The following is a 16,807-nucleotide window of genomic DNA, read 5'->3' on the forward strand; positions in this document are numbered from 1 at the left end:
GCTTCACTTCATTTGCCGTGATCAGCTTATGGCGGGACTTGCACCCGCAGGAGTGCGCCCATGCTGGGCGCACAAAAAGAAGCGGCGCCCGGAGCGCCGCCTCGTGAGCCGCCCGTTCCGCGCTATTGCTGGATGGGCGGCGTGTTTTCACGCACCTTTCTGGGGCGTCCGCGCGGCAGCGGCGACACGCGACGATTCGCGGTGCGGGCCGCCCACTCGCGGTAATTCTCGCCGCCGAGCACCCAGCCCTTCAGCGTCGCTTGCTGGAGCTGATCGGCCTGCCGCTCGTCGAGCGGCTGTTCGCACAGCTCCTTGTACGCGCGCTGCCGGTCGAACGGCGTGTTACCGAGCGCCCAGTAGAGCGGATGGTCGGTGATCAGGCTGTCGACGGTCAGCCCGACGTGGTGCCGGTAGCTCGACCAGCGATAGGCGTCGGGCGTCGCGACCAGCTGCGCGCGCACCGGGCTGATCTCGACCACGCGGCTCGCGAGCAGGAAATAGCGCTCGCCTTCGATCACGGTCGCCCGATAGCGGCCTTCCCACAAGGTGCCGCGACGTGAATAGCGCCGGTTGAAATGCGCGACGTAGCGGCGGCCAACCGCCTGCATCGCCTTCGGCAGGCTCGCCTCGTCGCTCGGCGTCACAAGGAGTTGCACCTGACGCGGGAGCAGCACATAGGCATGCACCGAAAGATGGTGATCGCGTGCCGCGGCCTTCAGACAATCGATGAAGAGTTCGTAGTCCTGGTCGTCGACGAACGCGGGTTGCTGATCCAGGCCGCGCAGTATCACGTGCTGCGGCTGGTCCGGAACGTAGAGTCGTGCTAACCGTGCCATGCTGAATGTCCGTTTGAACGCGTTAGGAAATACCCGAAGGTCCGAAAGTGCGCACCTGCGTAGAATGCCAGTCCCTACGGGGCGCGGAAGCGTACGGTCGTGCGAATCCTAGGGAGAAAGCTCTAACTTGCGAGCTTGTTTGGTTTTAAACGCAGTCGTCATAATGAGCACGCCTTTGATCGGAGGAGACACAATGAAACGAAAACTGGCCATTACGGGGGCCGCAACGCTCGCATTCGCATTTGCGGGCGGTACGGCACACGCACAATCCGCAGGTGACTTCTACGTCAGCACCGGCTGGCTGCACCTTTCACCGCAGGACAGCAGCGACCCGCTGTTCCTCTACCGCGTCGGCGGCACGCCCATCAACCAATCGATTCCCAACACGGGCGCCGGCATCAACGACGCCGATACGCTCGGGCTCGCGACTGGCTACTTCGTTACCGACCACATCTCCACCGAGCTCGTCATGGGGATACCGCCGAAGTTCGACATTACCGGCAAGGGTCAGTTCGAAAAGTTCGGCATACTCGGCCGTGCGTACCAGTGGAGCCCCGCCGTGTTGCTGCGCTACCACTTCAACGACGCCAACGCGAAATTCCGTCCGTATCTTGGCGTCGGCGCGACGTATATCTGGTTCACCGGCGCAAAGATCACGAACAGCAGCTTCGAGAACGGCGTGCTCGGCGGCCAGACCAGCGCCACGACCAGCAACCAGTGGGCGCCCGTGTTCAACGCCGGCTTCACGTACAACTTCACGAAACACTGGTTCGGGGGCCTGTCGATCTCGTACATCCCGGTCAGCGTGACCGCAACCTTCACGACGGCCCGCCGAACGCCGGTCGGCACCCTGACCGAAACGTCGAAAGCGAAGATCTCGCTGAACCCGATCGTCACGTACCTCAACGTCGGCTACCGCTTCTAAGCGTAGTCGAATATTTGGGGAATGGTTAATCCTGCTGCAATTTGTAGCGGATTTTTCCTGACGTAACGTCTCCACGATGCAAAACGCCCCGGCGGGAATCCGCCCGGGGCGTGGTTTTTTCGCGTCGGCGCATATTCCCGTGGAGGATTTTGCGCGAGGGGCGCGACGCTACACGATGTCGTCGAGTGCCGTCGGGCCGATCAGGTCGATCCGGTCCGTGCAGACCGCGTCGACGCCCCAGCGGGCAAGTTCGCGCGCCCGTTCGATGTCGTTCACCGTGTAAACCAGGATGCGCAGCCCGGCTGCCTTGATCGCGCGAACGAGCGGTTCGTCGAGCCGTTTGTGGTCTGCATGCAACGAAACGCAGCCGAGCGCCCCGACGACCTGCGCATGCCAGTCGTCCGGCACGGCTTCGTAGAGCATTCCGCGCGGCAGCGCCGGCACGGTCGCGCGCGCCTGTTGAAGCGCGTCGAACGAGAACGACGACAGCAGCGGCGGCACGGCGGCATCGCGCCAGTACGCAGCCGCGTCGGCCGCCACGCGCTGCCCGGTTTCACGCTCGCGGCCCGGGCACGGCTTGATCTCGACGTTCGCCGCCAGCCCGTGCGCGACGCAGCGGGCCGCCGCCGCCTCGAGCGTCGGCATCCGCTCGCCCGCGAAGCGCGCGTCGAACCACGCGCCGGCGTCGAGCTCGGCCAGCGCTGCATAACGCATGCCCGCCGCCGGCCCGCTGCCGTTCGACGTGCGGTCGACCGTGTCGTCGTGCAGCAGGAACGTCACGTCGTCGGCGGACAGCTTCGCGTCGAACTCGACCATCCGGTGACCGCGATGCGCGCCCTCGTCGAACGCGGCAAGCGTGTTCTCCGGCGCGAGCGTGCCGCCGGCGCGATGGGCGACCACGCGCGGATAGGGCCAGTCGGTATGGGAAGTCATCGTGCGCCTCGCAGCGGGTTCGTCAGGATCAGCCGGCGCGCTTGCCGGTCTCGGGATCGAAGAAATGCAGCCGGTGCGCGGGCAGCGCGGCGCCCAGCGCCGTGCCGCGCGCGGGACGATCCGCGTGCGGCAGGCGCACCGCGACGTCGTGGTTGCCCCAGCGGCCATGCGCGAGGTTGTCCGCGCCGAGCAGCTCGCACGAATCGACCGGCAGCGATGCCTGCGCGACGCCCGGCTGCGGCGTCATGTGCTCCGGCCGCACGCCGAGCACCCAGTCGCGTCCGGTGGCGATCGTGGTGCCGATGCCGGGCGCGCCGGCGACCGGCAGCGCCGGACCGCCGCCCGCGACCGCAAACGTCGCGCCATCCTCCGACAGCCGGCCATGCATCAGGTTCATCGCCGGCGAGCCGATGAAGCCCGCGACGAACACCGTCGCCGGCTTCTCGTACACGTCGACCGGCGCGCCGATCTGCTCCGCGTAGCCGCGGTTCATCACGATCACGCGCTGCGCGAGCGTCATCGCCTCGATCTGGTCGTGCGTCACGTACACGCTCGTCGTCGCGAGCCGCGCATGCAGCCGCTGGATCTCGAGCCGCATCTGCACGCGCAGCTTCGCATCGAGGTTCGACAGCGGCTCGTCGAACAGGAACACCGACGGCTCGCGCACGATCGCACGCCCCATCGCGACGCGCTGCCGCTGGCCGCCCGACAGTTCGCGCGGGCGCCGCGCGAGCAGCGGCTCGAGTTCGAGGATCTTCGCGGCCGCGGCCACCCGCGAGTCGATCGTCGCGCGCTCGATGCCGCGGATCTTCAGCCCGTAGCCCATGTTCTGCGCGACCGTCATGTGTGGGTACAGCGCGTAGTTCTGGAACACCATCGCGATGTCGCGATCCTTCGGCTCCAGCGCGTTGACCACGCGCTCGCCGATCGCGATCTCGCCGTCCGTCACCGTCTCGAGCCCCGCGATCATCCGCAGCAGCGTCGACTTGCCGCAGCCCGACGGGCCGACCAGCACGATGAATTCGCCGTCGGCGATCTCCACGTCGATGCCGTGCAGCACGTGCTGCTTGCCGTCGTAGGATTTCCTGACGCCCTTCAAGCTCAACGCAGCCATACTTGGTCCTTCTCCCGGTTGCCGTCCGTGGTTCATTTCTCGGAATCGACGAGGCCGCGCACGAACCAGCGCTGCATCGCCAGCACGACGACGAGCGGCGGAATCATCGCCAGCAGCGTCGCCGCCATCACGTATTGCCATTCGGTCGCGGCGTCGCCGCTCGCGATCATCGTCTTGATGCCCACCACCGCCGTCGACAGCGACGCCTCCGTCGTGATCAGGATCGGCCACAGATACTGGTTCCAGCCGTAGATGAAGGTGATCACGAACAGCGCCGCGATGCTCGTCTTCGACAGCGGCAGCACGACGTCCCAGAAGAAGCGCATCGGCCCCGCGCCGTCGATGCGCGCGGCGTCCATCAACTCGTCGGGCAGCGTCATGAAGAACTGGCGAAACAGGAACGTCGCCGTCGCCGATGCGATCAGCGGCAGCGTGAGGCCCGCGTAGGCGTTCGTCAGGTGCAGCGTCGACACCACCTGCACGGTCGGGAAGATCCGCACCTCGACCGGCAGCATCAGCGTGATGAAGATCAGCCAGAACGCCGTGTTGCGGAACGGAAAGCGGAAATAGACGATCGCGTACGCGGACAGGATCGACACCGCGATCTTGCCGACCGCGATCCCGAGCGCCATCACGAAGCTGTTGACGAGCAGCCGGCCGAACGGCGCGGTCGTGCCGCCGCTGCCGTGCCCCCAGATGTACGCGATGTTCTCGAGCAGATGCGTGCTCGGCACCAGCGACAGCGGGATCGTGAACACTTCCTGCGCGTTCATCGTCGCCGCGCAGAATGCGACGTAGACGGGGAACACGATCGCCACGACGCCCGCGATCAGCACCGCGTGGCAGAACAGGTCGAAACCCTTGCGATTTTCGATCATGCGTATTGCACCCTGCGTTCGACGAAGCGGAACTGGATCACCGTGAGCCCGACGACGATGATCATCAGCACGACCGACTGCGCGCCCGAACTGCCGATGTCGAGCCCCTGGAAGCCTTCCGTGAAGATCTTGTAGATCAGCGTCTTGGTGCTTTGCGCCGGGCCACCCGCGGTGGCCGCGTCGATCACCGGGAACGTGTCGAAGAACGCGTAGACGAGGTTCACGACCAGCAGGAAGAAGCTCGTCGGTGACAGCAGCGGCAGCACGATGTTGAAGAAACGCCGCACCGGCCCGGCACCGTCGATCGCCGCCGCCTCGATCAGCGAGCGCGGAATCGCCTGCAGCCCCGCATAGAAGAACAGGAAGTTGTAGCTCACCTGCTTCCACACCGATGCAAGCACGACGAGGAACATCGCCTGGCCGCCGTTCAGCGCGTGATTCCAGACAATGCCGCCCTTGGCGAGCGCATAGGTGACGAGGCCGATGCTCGGGTTGAACAGGAACGCCCACAGCACGGCGGCGATCGTCGGCGCGACCGCGTACGGCCAGATCAGCAGCGTGCGGTACACCCGCGCGCCGCGGATCACGCGGTCGGCGCACGCGGCGAGCAGCAGCGACACGACCAGCCCGCTCACCGTGACGAGCGAGCTGAACACCAGTGTCGTGCGGAACGAGTCGAGGTACAGCGGATCGGCGAACAGGTGCGTGAAGTTCGCGAAGCCGACGAATTCGCTCGACGTGCCGAACGCATCCTGCATCTGCGTCGACTGCCACAGCGCGACGCCGGCCGGCCACAGGAAAAACACGGCGGTGATCGCGAGCTGCGGCGCGATCAGCAGGTACGGCAGCAGGCTCGCGCCGAAACGGGAACGGGATTGCATCGCGGGCATCCGGTCAGGCGAAACGGAAAGGAAACCGGGCCGCCGCCCCGCGCGCATGCGCGACGCGGCGGCCGGCGGCACGGACGCGATGCGGGCTCAGCCGCCCGACTTCTCGAAGCGGCGCAGCAGCTCGTCGCCGCGCGAGGCAGCCGAGTCGAGCGCGTCCTTCGGCGACTTCTTCTGCGCCCAGACCTGCTCCAGCTCTTCGTCGACGACCGTGCGGATCTGCGGCATGTTGCCGAGACGCAGCCCCTTCGTGTAGGGCAGCGGCGGCTTGTTCATCATCTGCTTGATCGCGGTTTCCGCGCTCGGGTTCTTCGCATAGAAGCCCTGCTGGCGCGTGAGGTCGTACGCGGCCGTCGTGACCGGCAGGTAGCCCGTTTCCTGATGCCACTTCGCGGCGATCGGCGGCGAGGCCAGGAACGCGAGGAATTTCGCGACGCCCTTGTAGGTGGCCGGATCCTTGCCGGCCAGCACCCACAGGCTCGCGCCGCCGATGATCGCGTTCTGCGGTGCGCCCTTCACGTTCGCGTCGTACGGCATCATGCCGGTGCCATAGCTGAACTTCGCGAATTTCTGCACGTTCGCGAGCGCACCCGACGACGTCGTCAGGATCCCGCAGTCGCCGCTGTAGAACTTCGCCGACGCTTCGTCCTTGCGGCCCGCGTACGTGAACGTGCCGTCCTTCTGCATCTGCTGCAGGAACGCGATGTGGGCGATCTGCTGCGGCTTGTTGAATTCGAGCACCGCGTCGGCGCCGTCGAAGCCGTTGTTGCGGCTCGCGTACGGCAGCGCATGCCACACGCTGTAGTTCTCGAGCTGGATCCAGCCCTGCCAGCCGGTCGTGAAGCCGCAGGTCATCCCCGACTTGCGCAGCTTCTCCGCATCGGCCTGCACGTCCGCCCACGTCTTCGGCGGCTGGTTCGGATCGAGCCCGGCCTTCTTGAACGCGTCCTTGTTGTAGTACAGCACCGGCGTCGAGCTGTTGAACGGCATCGACACGAGATGGCCCGTCTTCGCATCGCTGTAGTAGCTCGCGATGGTCGGCACGAACGCCTTTTCGTCGAGCGGCACGCCGGCCTGCTTGAACACGTCGTAGACGGGCACGACGGCCTTCTTCGCCTGCATCATCGTCGCGGTGCCGACTTCATAGACCTGGAGGATCGCCGGCGCGTTGCCGCTGCGATAGGCGGCGATGCCCGCCGCGAGCGCCTGATCGTAGGTGCCCTTGAAGACCGGCACGATCTTGTAGTCGCTCTGCGATGCATTGAACTGCGCGGCAAGCTCGTTCACGCGCTCGCCGAGCGCCGACTCCATCGCATGCCAGAACTGGATTTCCGTCGCGGCGAACGCCGCATGCTGCACACCGAACATCAGCGCGCCGCCAAGCGCGATCGAGCGAATCGTGGTCCCCGCAGGCTTCTTCTTCATCGACCTCTCCTATGAAAACGTTACCAACAGCGTGTGCAACATTCCCGTCGCCATTGAACCGGCGAAGTCTAGTGATCGTTTGTGACAGTCAGTTGTCGTTGACGACGAACAGCCGCTGGTATTCCTTCAGCGCGAAGCGGTCGGTCATGCCGGCGATGTAGTGCGCGACGAGGCGCGGCTGCTGTGCTTCGTCGTCCGACTGGTACGGCGGCGGCAGCAGGCGCGGATCGTCGATGAACGCATCGAACAGCCCGGTGACGACGCGTTGCGCCTTGTTCGCCATGCGCATCACCTTGTAGTGGCGGTACAGGTTCTTGAACAGGAAACGCTTGAGGGCGGCCGCCTGAGCGGCGACCGCTTCGCTATGCGCGACGAGAGGCGGCGCCGCGCGCACGTCGTCGAGCGACGCGGGCGCGACGCGCATGAGATTGCGCGTGGTCTCGTCGATCAGGTCGACGATCAGCGTGTTGATGATGCGGCGCACCGTCTCGTGCACGAGGCGGCGGCCTTCGAGATGCGGGAATTCCGCCAGCGCGGCCTCGTAGTGGCGCTGCCAGAGCGCGACTTCGGCGAGCTGCTCGATCGTGATCAGGCCCGAGCGCAGGCCGTCGTCGACGTCATGGTTGTTGTAGGCGATTTCGTCCGCGATGTTCGCGAGTTGCGCCTCCAGCGACGGCTGGCGCCCTTGCAGGAAACGTTCGCCGAGCGCGCCGAGCTTGCGCGCATTCTCGCGCGAGCAGTGCTTGAGGATGCCTTCGCGCGTCTCGAAGCACAGGTTCAGGCCGTTGAACGCGCCGTAATGCTCCTCGAGCTCGTCGACGACGGCCAGGCTCTGCAGGTTGTGCTCGAAGCCGCCGTGCTCGCGCATGCACGCGTTCAACGCGTCCTGCCCGGCATGGCCGAACGGCGTATGGCCGAGATCGTGCGCAAGCGAGATCGCTTCGACGAGATCCTCGTTCAGGCGCAGGTTGCGCGCGACCGAGCGCGCGATCTGCGCGACTTCGAGGCTGTGCGTGAGGCGGGTGCGGAACAGGTCGCCTTCGTGATTGACGAAGACCTGCGTCTTGTATTCGAGCCGGCGAAACGCGGTCGAATGGACGATGCGGTCGCGGTCGCGCTGGAATTCGGTGCGCGCCGCCGGCGGCGTTTCCGGATGGCGACGGCCGCGCGACTGCGACGCGTGGGCGGCATACGGAGCGAGATGGGCTTCCAGCGCCGCCAGCGTCGGCGGCTCGACCAGCGCCGCGACGGATGCGCGGCCGGCCTCGGGCAGTTTGCTGCTGGATGTCTCGCTCACGTCTGCTCCATGTCAGTGGCGCCGGCGCATCCGGGGCGCCGTTACCGGGTTGTTTGCGCCAGTGTAGCGAACACCGCTTCGTCGGGCGCCTGGGTGATCAGCGTATCGCCGAATCGCTTCAGCAGGATGAACTTGATCGCGCCGGCTTCGGCCTTCTTGTCGACACGCATCAGGTCCATGTAGCGCGCATCGCCGAGTGCCGGCCCGCGGACCGGCAAGTGCGCGGCGGCGATCACTGCATCGAGCCGCTGCCGCGACGCTTCGTCGAAGAGGCCGAGCCGCACCGACAGATCGGCCGCCATCACCATCCCGCAGCCGACCGCTTCGCCGTGCAGCCATTCGCCGTAGCCGAGCCCGGCCTCGATCGCATGGCCGAACGTATGGCCGAAGTTCAGGATCGCGCGCAGGCCGCCTTCGCGTTCGTCGGCCGCGACCACGCTCGCCTTGATCTCGCACGAGCGCTTCACTGCATGCGCGAGCGCGGCCGGCTCGCGGCGGTTCAGCGCGTCGACGTTCGCCTCGATCCAGTCGAAGAATTCCGCATCGGCGATCGCGCCCGTCTTGATGACCTCGGCCACGCCGGCCGCCAGCTCGCGATCGGGCAGCGTGGTCAGCGCGCCGATATCGGCGATCACCGCCTGCGGCTGGTAGAACGCGCCGATCATGTTCTTGCCGAGCGGATGGTTGATGCCGGTCTTGCCGCCGACCGACGAATCGACCTGCGACAGCAGCGTCGTCGGCACCTGGATGAACGGCACGCCGCGCATGTAGCACGCGGCGGCGAAGCCGGTCATGTCGCCGATCACGCCGCCGCCGAGTGCGACGAGCGTCGTCTTGCGGTCGGCGCGCTCGGTCAGCAGGCCGTCGAAGATCAGGTTCAGCGTTTCCCAGTTCTTGTAGGCCTCGCCGTCCGGCAGCACGACCGTCGATACGCGCTTGCCGAGCGGCGCGAGCGCCGCGCGCAGCGCGTCGCCGTAGAGCGGATCGACCGTCGTGTTCGTGACGATCGTGACCGACGAACCGGTGATATGAGGGGCGAACAGTTCGGTGCGGCCGATCAGGCCGGCACCAATGTGAATCGGGTAGGCGCGCTCGCCCAGGTCGACGTTGACGGTAATCATGCTTGTAGCGGCTTGGCGATGACGCCTGCCAGTTCGAGTTGCATCAGCACCATGTTGACGAGGCCGTTGACCGACGGACGGCCGGTCTCGATGATGAAGTCCGCGCATTCGCGGTACAGCGGGTCGCGCACTTCGTAGAGCGCTTCGAGACGCGCCTTCGGGTCGCCGGTCTGCAACAGCGGGCGGTTCTTGTCCTTGCGCGTGCGCAGCCACAGATCGTGCGGATTGGCGCGCAGATAGATGACGATGCCGTTGCCTTTCAGGCAATCGCGATTTTCGGCGCGCAGCACCGCGCCGCCGCCCGTCGCGAGCACGATGTTCTCGCGCTGCGTGAGATCGGCGATCACCTGCGATTCGCGGTCGCGGAAGCCGGCCTCGCCCTCCATCTCGAAGATCACCGGAATGCGCGCGCCCGTGCGGGCCTCGATTTCGTGGTCGGAGTCGAAGAACGTCCTGTCGAGCCGGCGCGCGACCGCACGGCCCACGGTGGTCTTACCCGCTCCCATAAGGCCGACGAAAAATACGTTTGCGTGTGGGTCCCGCGCTTGCAACGGCTTCCTCTGCTTGAATCTTGCTGGTGTGTGGCGCAGCTTACTGGCAAAGCGGCTGCCTTGTCGAGCCTGCGCCGCCGGCTTCCGGCCCCCTTTTTCCCGCGTCCGCGTCGCCCGCGCCGGCCGTCTCGCATTGCGTGCCGACGACCGTCGGCGTGATGAAGACGACCAGTTCGCTGCGCTGGTCGCGCCGCGCGCGGTGCCGGAAAAGCGCGCCCAGTACCGGTATTTTGCCCAACAGCGGCACCCGCGTCACATCATCCCGGTTCAACTGCTCGTAAATCCCGCCGATCGCGACCGTCCCGCCGTTTTCGACTTCCACGCGCGTCTGGACGTGCTTCGTATGAATCGCCGGGCCGGCCCCGGTCGGCTCGCCGATGCTGTCCTTCGTCACGTCGAGGTCGAGCACGACGCGCCCGTCGGGCGTGATCTGCGGCTCGACCTCGAGCTTCAGCGTCGCGCGGCGGAACTGCACGCCGCTCACGCCGTTGCCGACCTTCGCCTGGTACGGCAGCTCCGAGCCCTGTTCGACGATCGCCTTCACGCGGTCGGCCGTGACCACGCGCGGGCTGGAGATGATCTGGCCCCGCCCCTGTGCCTCGAGTGCGCTCAATTCGACGTCGAGCACGCGGCTGAGCGGCGCGGCGAACAACGTGAAACCGGCCGTCGCCGCCTCGAATCCGCCGAGCGGCCGCGCGGCGAGATCGAGCGCGTTGCGGGTGTCGGTCATGGATGCCGCGCCGTCGGCCGCCCGCCCCTGCGCGCGCAACGCAACGCGAGCGCCGAGGTTGCGCGAGAAGCCCTGTTCGCCTTCGACGATGCGCGCCTCGATCCGCACCTGTCGCGACGGCCGGTCGATCGCATCGATCAGGCCCGCGATCTGCGCGATGCGCGGCGCAAGATCGGTGACGAACAGCAGGTTCGTGCGCGGATCGGCGGCCGCGGCGCCGCGTTTCGACAGCAGGCGCTGACCGGTCGCGCCGGCCAGCAGCCGCTGCACGTCCAGCGCGCGCGGGTAATGCAGCGCGAAAGTCCGGCTCGCGAGCGGCTCCAGCTCGGCCGCGCGGGCGTGCGTTTCGAAGCGCTCGCGCTCGCGCGCGGCGAGTTCAGCCGCCGGTGTGACCCAGATCACGTTGCCGCGCCGCGACATGGCCAACCCGTGCGTGTCGAGCAACGTATCGAACGCATCGCGCCAGCGGACATTGTTCAAACGTAACGTCACGGTGCCACGTACCTGTTCGCCGACGATGATGTTGAGCCCGGTGAATCGCGCGAGCGCATCGAACGCGGCCGCGAGCCCGGCGCCTTGCAGATTCAGCGAGATCCGCCGCGCGTCGTCCGCATCGCCGGGGTGGCGCGCCGCGGCGTCGCTCATGCGCGTCGGCGGCGGCAACGGGATCGGCGGCCCTTCCAGCAGCGGCACGGGCGCGGTCATTCCCGCCCCCACCGCGGCGCGTGCGGGCTGATCGAACGGCTGTGGGCCGTCGGGGGCGGATGCGGCACCGTTCACACCGTCCGCGCCATCGAGCGCGCCTTGCGGCAGCGGTGTGTCCTCCGCGGGCGCCTGCATCGATGCGATTGGCCAGCCCGCCGGCGGCAAAGGGGGCAAAAGAGGCAAAGGTGGTAGCGCCGCGTGTGCCGTGGCCACGCATGATCCGATATGAAATGCGATCGCCCACCATCCGTACTTCGTCATGGACGACCTCCGTCGTCCACGACGAACCGGCGCGCGCCATCGGCCGTCGCAAGCGTCACCGCACCGGCATCGACGCGCATCACGCGCGCGGCGCCAAGCGCTTCGCCCCGCGCGACGATCGCGAATCCGCCGTCACCGGCGTCGAACAGCGCGAGCCCGGCGCGCGCATCGCGAATCGTCCCGGCCAGACGTGGCACCGCATCGTCGGCTACCGTGAGCGAACCCGCGCCGCCGAACGGATCGTCGCCTGGCGCACCGGCGAGCATGGGCACCGTGCCACCCGGCAAGCGGACTCCCCGCAGCGCCGGAAACACGTCGATCGTCATGTCCACCCGCGCTGTGGGCGGTCTACGCTCGATATGCAGGACCGACGGCACCACCAGCGCGGGCAACCCCGCCAGCCCATCCATCAGCCGCAGCAGCGCCGGCAAGCCGCCGTCCGCGACGATCCGCACCGTGCGTCGGCCATCCGGTGCCGCCTCGTCCGCGCGCTGCGGTTCGATCGACACGATCCGCAGTCCGCTCGCTCCGGCCAGGTCGGCCAGCTCCAGCATCAGCGCGGGCCACGCCGGCGCACGCGTCGAGCTGACGTTGCGCCCGGCAGCCGGGCCCGGGTCCGGGTCGCGCCGCTGCGCGGCGGCGAGCGTCCGCTGTGTGTCGGCGGCACGCACCTGTGCCGTTGCCAGCAATGCGCGACTGCGCGCGAGCCCGCTCCAATCGCCGGCATCCGTCAGATGAATGCCGCCCACCAGCACGGAGACGAATGCCACCACGCAGCCGACGGCGTGCGCCGTGGCCGGCGATATCCGTGTGACGCGGCCGATCGACCCGGCAACGCCTGGCACGGACTTATGCACGATCGCCGTCATGCGCCGCCTCCCGCTGCGCGTTGCGGCGACGCGTCGTGCCAGCGCACCTGTACGGAAAACCGGAACGGCGCGGCTGACGGCGTGACCGGCATGGCCGAAGCTGGCGCCAGCGCCCCGATATCGAATCGCCAGTCGCGCTGCTCGGCAGCGATCCGCGCGAGCCACCGCGCGGCTGCCCGGTAACTCGTCGCGCGCGCGTCGAGCACGGCGCCCGACGAAGTCGTGCGCAATGCGTCGAGCCGGACGGTGTCGTCACGCACCTGCGCCAGCGTCGCGAGCAGCCGGGCGGCACGCCGGTAAGGCGCGGCAAGCACGACCGACCGCGCATCGCGTTGTGCGAGGTCGGCGGCCGCGCCGGCGGCGCGCCGGACGGCCGCGACCTTGGGCTGTAATTGCCGCAGTTGCGCCTCCACACGCGCACGCTCGGCATCCACGCGCCATCTCCACACAGTCTGCGCGCCCGTCCAGACGCAGGCACCGAATACGCCGAGCACGATCGCTGCGCCGCACTGCGCGACACGGCGCCGCCGCAACGCCTGCGCCAGCCGCTCACGGTACGGCAGCAGATTGAAGCCGCCGAGCGCGGCGTGGCCGACGATAGCCCGCCCGAACCCCGTATCGGCCATCACTCCCACACCCCGCGCAGCGCCAGCCCGACCGCCAGGGCAAATGCCGGACCGTCCGGCATACCGCCGGGCTCGCCCGGCAGCCCGTTCCATCCCGTACAGTCGAACGGCACCGCCGCCACGCCAAGCGCATCTCCGATGTCGGCGACCGACGTACCGCAGCGGGCGATGCAGCGCGCGTCGCCGGCCACGAGCACGCAGCGCACCGGCTCGAATACGCACTGGCGCAATGCATCGGGGAGCGCCGCCTGCACGTCGCCGGATACCGCAAGCATAGGCGCGGCAACCGGGCCGTCGACCCGCCAGCCACGTACGCCCGTGTCGCTGAACCAGAATGCGGCATACGGGCCGTGCGCGTCGAGCTCGAACTGCGCGGCATGGCGCAATGCGCGCAGCGCGGCGGCCGACTCGCCGTCGACCGCCGTGAGGTCGATGCCGGCCTGCGCGGCCACGTCGATCCGCCGCTCGAGCAAGGCCTGCGGCGCCACGGCGACAGCGATCTCGCCCGAACACGCGCCGCCTTCCTGCCGCCAGTCGAACGCGAAACTGTCCGGCGCCAGCCCCGAGATGCGCTCGGCCGCCTGCCGGGCGGCGTGGGCAACGTCCTCGCGCCCGGCCAGGTCGAGCGTTGCCGTGCGCATCTCGTCGTCGCGCAGTGCCATCACGCCATGCGCGTCGCAGCGCACGCCTGCCGCCGACAGCCGCGACACGGCGGCCGCCAACGCCCGCGCGACCGCGGCCCAGCGCGCGTCGTCCGGGCCGTCGGCGAGTCCCACCGACTCCCGCTCGAGCCCTTCGACCCGCACATCCGCGCCCCGGCCGCGCCGGCTCAGCACGGCCACCCTCACCTCGTCCGCTCCGACGTCGATGCCCGTCGAACGGTGCCTGCCCGGCGCGAACCGCGCCGCCCATCGTGCTGTCATCCCAGCCTCCCGCGCTCGTTGCGGCCCACGCCGCGTTTTCCAATGCCTGATTCTGCAAAGCGGCGCGGGCGTCCGACAGTCGGCCGGACGGCCAGGCATGGCGCGCGGCGGCCGCGCGGACGTTATGCTGGCGGCACCGCGACTCGCCGCTTTCCGCCGGCCACCCGTCGCGTCAGGACCGGTCTTACCGGGCAGCTATAATCGCGGGACTGTTTTCCGGTATGCCTATGCAATCCACGTCTCCTACGTCCCCGCCTCCCGCGCCCGAGCCGAAGAAACGGCCCTGGTGGCAGAAAGCCCTGATCGGCGTCGCCGCGATGTGCGTGGCCCTCGTCGTGGCCGGCGGCCTCGTGCTCGGCTACGCGCTCGTCGTCGCGTGGCCGAACATGCCGTCGCTCGACGCGCTGACCGACTATCGTCCGAAGGTACCGCTGCGCATCTATACGTCCGATCACGTGCTGATCGGCGAATTCGGCGAGGAACGCCGCGACATCGTCCATTTCAAGGACGTGCCCGACTCGCTCAAGAAGGCGATCCTCGCGATCGAGGACGCGCGCTTCTACGATCACGGCGGCGTCGACCTCACCGGCATCGCCCGCGCCGGCTTCGTCGCGCTGACGAACGGCCATGCGTCGCAGGGCGCGAGCACGATCACGATGCAGGTCGCGCGCAACTTCTTCCTGTCGAGTGAGAAGACCTACACGCGCAAGATCTACGAGATGCTGCTCGCGTACCGCATCGAGCGCGCGCTGACGAAGGATCAGATTCTCGAGGTCTACATGAATCAGATCTATCTCGGCCAGCGTGCGTACGGCTTCGCGAGCGCCGCGCGCGTGTATTTCGGCAAGGACCTGAAGGACATCACGCTCGCGGAAGCCGCGATGCTCGCGGGGCTGCCGAAGGCGCCGTCCGCGTATAACCCGGTCGTCAACCCGAAGCGCGCGAAGGTCCGCCAGGAATACATCCTGCAGCGGATGCTCGAGCTGAACTTCATCACGCGCGAGCAGTACGACGAGGCTGCCGTGCAGCCGCTCGTCGTCAAGGGCGCGGGCCGCGAGTTCAGCGTGCACGCCGAGTACGTCGCGGAAATGGTCCGGCAGATGATGTATGCGCAGTACCGCGAGGAAACCTACACGCGCGGCTTCAACGTCGTCACGACGATCGATTCCGCCGACCAGCAGGTCGCGTACACCGCGCTGCGCAAGGGCATCATGGATTACGAGCGCCGCCACGGCTATCGCGGGCCGGAAGGCTTCATCGAGCTGCCGGCCGGCGCCGACGACCGCGAACAGGCGATCGACGACGCGCTGCTCGAGCATCCCGACAACGGCGAACTGATCGCGGCGGTCGTCACCGCGGCCACCCCGCGCCAGATCACCGTGGCCTTCATCGACGGCAGCACCGCGACGATCGAAGGCGACAACCTGCGCTTCGCGTCGGGCGCGCTGTCGGCCAACGCGCAGCCGAACCGCCGCATCCGCCCCGGTGCGATCGTCCGTGTCGTGAAGAACGACGCCGGCAAGTGGTCGATCACGCAGTTGCCGCAGGTCGAGGGCGCGTTCATCTCGATCGTCCCGCAAGACGGCGCGATCCGCTCGCTCGTCGGCGGCTTCGACTACAACAAGAACAAGTTCAACCACGTCACGCAGGCGTGGCGGCAACCGGGTTCGTCGTTCAAGCCGTTCATCTACTCGGCGTCGCTCGACAAGGGCCTCGGGCCGGCCACGGTAATCAACGACGGCCCGCTGTATTTCAGCGCCGCCGAAACCGGCGGCCAGCCGTGGGAACCGAAGAACTACGGCGGCGGTTTCGAAGGTCCGATGTCGATGCGCACAGCGCTGCAGCGCTCGCGCAACCTCGTGTCGATCCGGATCCTGAACCACATCGGCACGAAGTACGCGCAGCAGTACATCACGCGCTTCGGCTTCGACGCCGACCGCCATCCGGCCTATCTGCCGATGGCGCTCGGTGCGGGCCAGGTCACGCCGCTGCAGATGGCCGGCGCGTACTCGGTGTTCGCGAACGGCGGCTTCCGCGTGAACCCGTATCTGATCGCCGAAGTGACCGATCCGAACGGCGCGATCGTCGCCCGCGCGCAGCCGCTCATCGCCGAGCAGAACGCGCCGCGCGCGATCGACGCACGCAACGCGTACGTGACGAACAGCCTGCTGCAGAGCGTCGCGCAGCGCGGCACGGGCGCACGTACCAACGTACTGAAGCGCACCGACCTCGCCGGCAAGACCGGTACGACGAACGACTCGCACGACGCGTGGTTCGCCGGCTACCAGCACACGCTCGCGGCGATCGCGTGGATCGGCTACGACAACCCGCGCAGCCTCGGCGATCGCGAAACCGGCGGCGGCCTGTCGCTGCCCGTCTGGATCGAATACATGGGTGCGGCGTTGAAGGGCGTGCCGGAGTTCAAGCCGACGATGCCGGACGACGTCGAGTCGCTCGGCGGCGAGTTGTACTTCACCGAGTTCACGCCGGGGCACGGCTTCGTATCGACGGTCGGCGTGCCGCAGGCGCCGGCGGTGCAGGACACCGAGGAACCGGTGCCGCACGTCGACGAGCAGGAAAAGCAGGACATCATGAACCTGTTCCGCGGCCACTGACGAACGGCCCGGCCATGAAAAAAGCGCCTTGCGGGGTAATGCCGTTCAGTTAAGCCACTGAACGGCATTTTTGTTTTGGGGAAGGAGTGGTTGTAAACGCTGCGCAGAGGT

Annotated in this window: 15 protein-coding genes; 2 read left to right on the top strand and 13 right to left on the bottom strand. The window is 67.8% G+C overall.

All coding sequences use genetic code 11. The annotated features are described in order from the left end of the window. Nucleotides 1-122: 122 nt before the first annotated feature. Nucleotides 123-836 carry a transposase gene (locus SB786_RS34715; protein WP_006759046.1) on the bottom strand — a complete coding sequence of 238 codons (714 nt, stop codon included), beginning with the start codon at nucleotides 834-836 and terminating at the stop codon, nucleotides 123-125. A 193-nt stretch (nucleotides 837-1,029) separates the two neighbouring features. Between SB786_RS34715 and SB786_RS34720 the strand changes: the two genes are divergently transcribed. Beyond that, entirely contained in the window at nucleotides 1,030-1,761 is a 732-nt protein-coding gene (locus SB786_RS34720) for an OmpW/AlkL family protein (protein WP_410731359.1), read from the top strand. Between the two features lie 168 nt (nucleotides 1,762-1,929). Here the strand turns inward: SB786_RS34720 and ugpQ are convergent, their stop codons facing one another. The 12 genes from ugpQ to SB786_RS34780 all read right to left on the bottom strand — a co-directional run bounded on the left by ugpQ (nucleotide 1,930) and on the right by SB786_RS34780 (nucleotide 14,081). Further along, a complete protein-coding gene (gene ugpQ / locus SB786_RS34725) occupies nucleotides 1,930-2,694 on the bottom strand; it encodes a glycerophosphodiester phosphodiesterase (protein ID WP_410731360.1) in 765 nt (254 codons plus the stop codon). A 28-nt stretch (nucleotides 2,695-2,722) separates the two neighbouring features. Continuing rightward, nucleotides 2,723-3,808, bottom strand: a complete 1,086-nt coding sequence (locus SB786_RS34730; protein ID WP_410731361.1) for a sn-glycerol-3-phosphate import ATP-binding protein UgpC — start codon at nucleotides 3,806-3,808, stop codon at nucleotides 2,723-2,725. Between the two features lie 32 nt (nucleotides 3,809-3,840). Next, nucleotides 3,841-4,686, bottom strand: coding sequence for a sn-glycerol-3-phosphate ABC transporter permease UgpE (ugpE, locus tag SB786_RS34735; RefSeq protein WP_166722453.1), 846 nt, complete (start codon nucleotides 4,684-4,686; stop codon nucleotides 3,841-3,843). Next, the gene (gene ugpA / locus SB786_RS34740; RefSeq protein WP_057924841.1) at nucleotides 4,683-5,567 is read right to left on the bottom strand and encodes a sn-glycerol-3-phosphate ABC transporter permease UgpA; all 885 of its coding nucleotides are present in this window, start codon (nucleotides 5,565-5,567) and stop codon (nucleotides 4,683-4,685) included. The genes ugpE and ugpA overlap by 4 nt, the downstream gene beginning before the upstream one ends. A gap of 96 nt (nucleotides 5,568-5,663) precedes the next feature. Beyond that, nucleotides 5,664-6,998 carry a sn-glycerol-3-phosphate ABC transporter substrate-binding protein UgpB gene (gene ugpB / locus SB786_RS34745; RefSeq protein ID WP_410731362.1) on the bottom strand — a complete coding sequence of 445 codons (1,335 nt, stop codon included), beginning with the start codon at nucleotides 6,996-6,998 and terminating at the stop codon, nucleotides 5,664-5,666. A gap of 88 nt (nucleotides 6,999-7,086) precedes the next feature. After that, complete coding sequence (locus SB786_RS34750) at nucleotides 7,087-8,271, bottom strand: deoxyguanosinetriphosphate triphosphohydrolase (protein ID WP_410731367.1); 1,185 nt, start codon at nucleotides 8,269-8,271, stop codon at nucleotides 7,087-7,089. A gap of 65 nt (nucleotides 8,272-8,336) precedes the next feature. Next, nucleotides 8,337-9,416 carry a 3-dehydroquinate synthase gene (aroB, locus tag SB786_RS34755; protein WP_166722457.1) on the bottom strand — a complete coding sequence of 360 codons (1,080 nt, stop codon included), beginning with the start codon at nucleotides 9,414-9,416 and terminating at the stop codon, nucleotides 8,337-8,339. Then, nucleotides 9,413-9,967: a shikimate kinase gene (locus tag SB786_RS34760; protein WP_069641572.1), complete on the bottom strand. Its 555-nt coding sequence runs from the start codon at nucleotides 9,965-9,967 to the stop codon at nucleotides 9,413-9,415. The genes aroB and SB786_RS34760 overlap by 4 nt, the downstream gene beginning before the upstream one ends. Nucleotides 9,968-10,007: 40 nt before the next feature. After that, the gene (locus SB786_RS34765) at nucleotides 10,008-11,663 is read right to left on the bottom strand and encodes a type IV pilus secretin PilQ (RefSeq protein ID WP_410731363.1); all 1,656 of its coding nucleotides are present in this window, start codon (nucleotides 11,661-11,663) and stop codon (nucleotides 10,008-10,010) included. Continuing rightward, entirely contained in the window at nucleotides 11,660-12,532 is an 873-nt protein-coding gene (locus tag SB786_RS34770; RefSeq protein ID WP_410731364.1) for a pilus assembly protein, read from the bottom strand. The genes SB786_RS34765 and SB786_RS34770 overlap by 4 nt, the downstream gene beginning before the upstream one ends. Further along, entirely contained in the window at nucleotides 12,529-13,158 is a 630-nt protein-coding gene (locus tag SB786_RS34775) for a fimbrial protein (RefSeq protein ID WP_410731368.1), read from the bottom strand. The genes SB786_RS34770 and SB786_RS34775 overlap by 4 nt, the downstream gene beginning before the upstream one ends. Next, nucleotides 13,158-14,081 carry a competence protein ComA gene (locus tag SB786_RS34780; RefSeq protein WP_410731365.1) on the bottom strand — a complete coding sequence of 308 codons (924 nt, stop codon included), beginning with the start codon at nucleotides 14,079-14,081 and terminating at the stop codon, nucleotides 13,158-13,160. The genes SB786_RS34775 and SB786_RS34780 overlap by 1 nt, the downstream gene beginning before the upstream one ends. Nucleotides 14,082-14,308: 227 nt before the next feature. Between SB786_RS34780 and SB786_RS34785 the strand changes: the two genes are divergently transcribed. After that, complete coding sequence (locus tag SB786_RS34785; RefSeq protein WP_410731366.1) at nucleotides 14,309-16,696, top strand: penicillin-binding protein 1A; 2,388 nt, start codon at nucleotides 14,309-14,311, stop codon at nucleotides 16,694-16,696. Nucleotides 16,697-16,807: the final 111 nt, after the last annotated feature.

Origin of the sequence: Burkholderia sp. SIMBA_062, from assembly GCF_046534765.1 — a bacterium.
GTDB classification, from domain to species: Bacteria; Pseudomonadota; Gammaproteobacteria; order Burkholderiales; family Burkholderiaceae; genus Burkholderia; species Burkholderia ambifaria.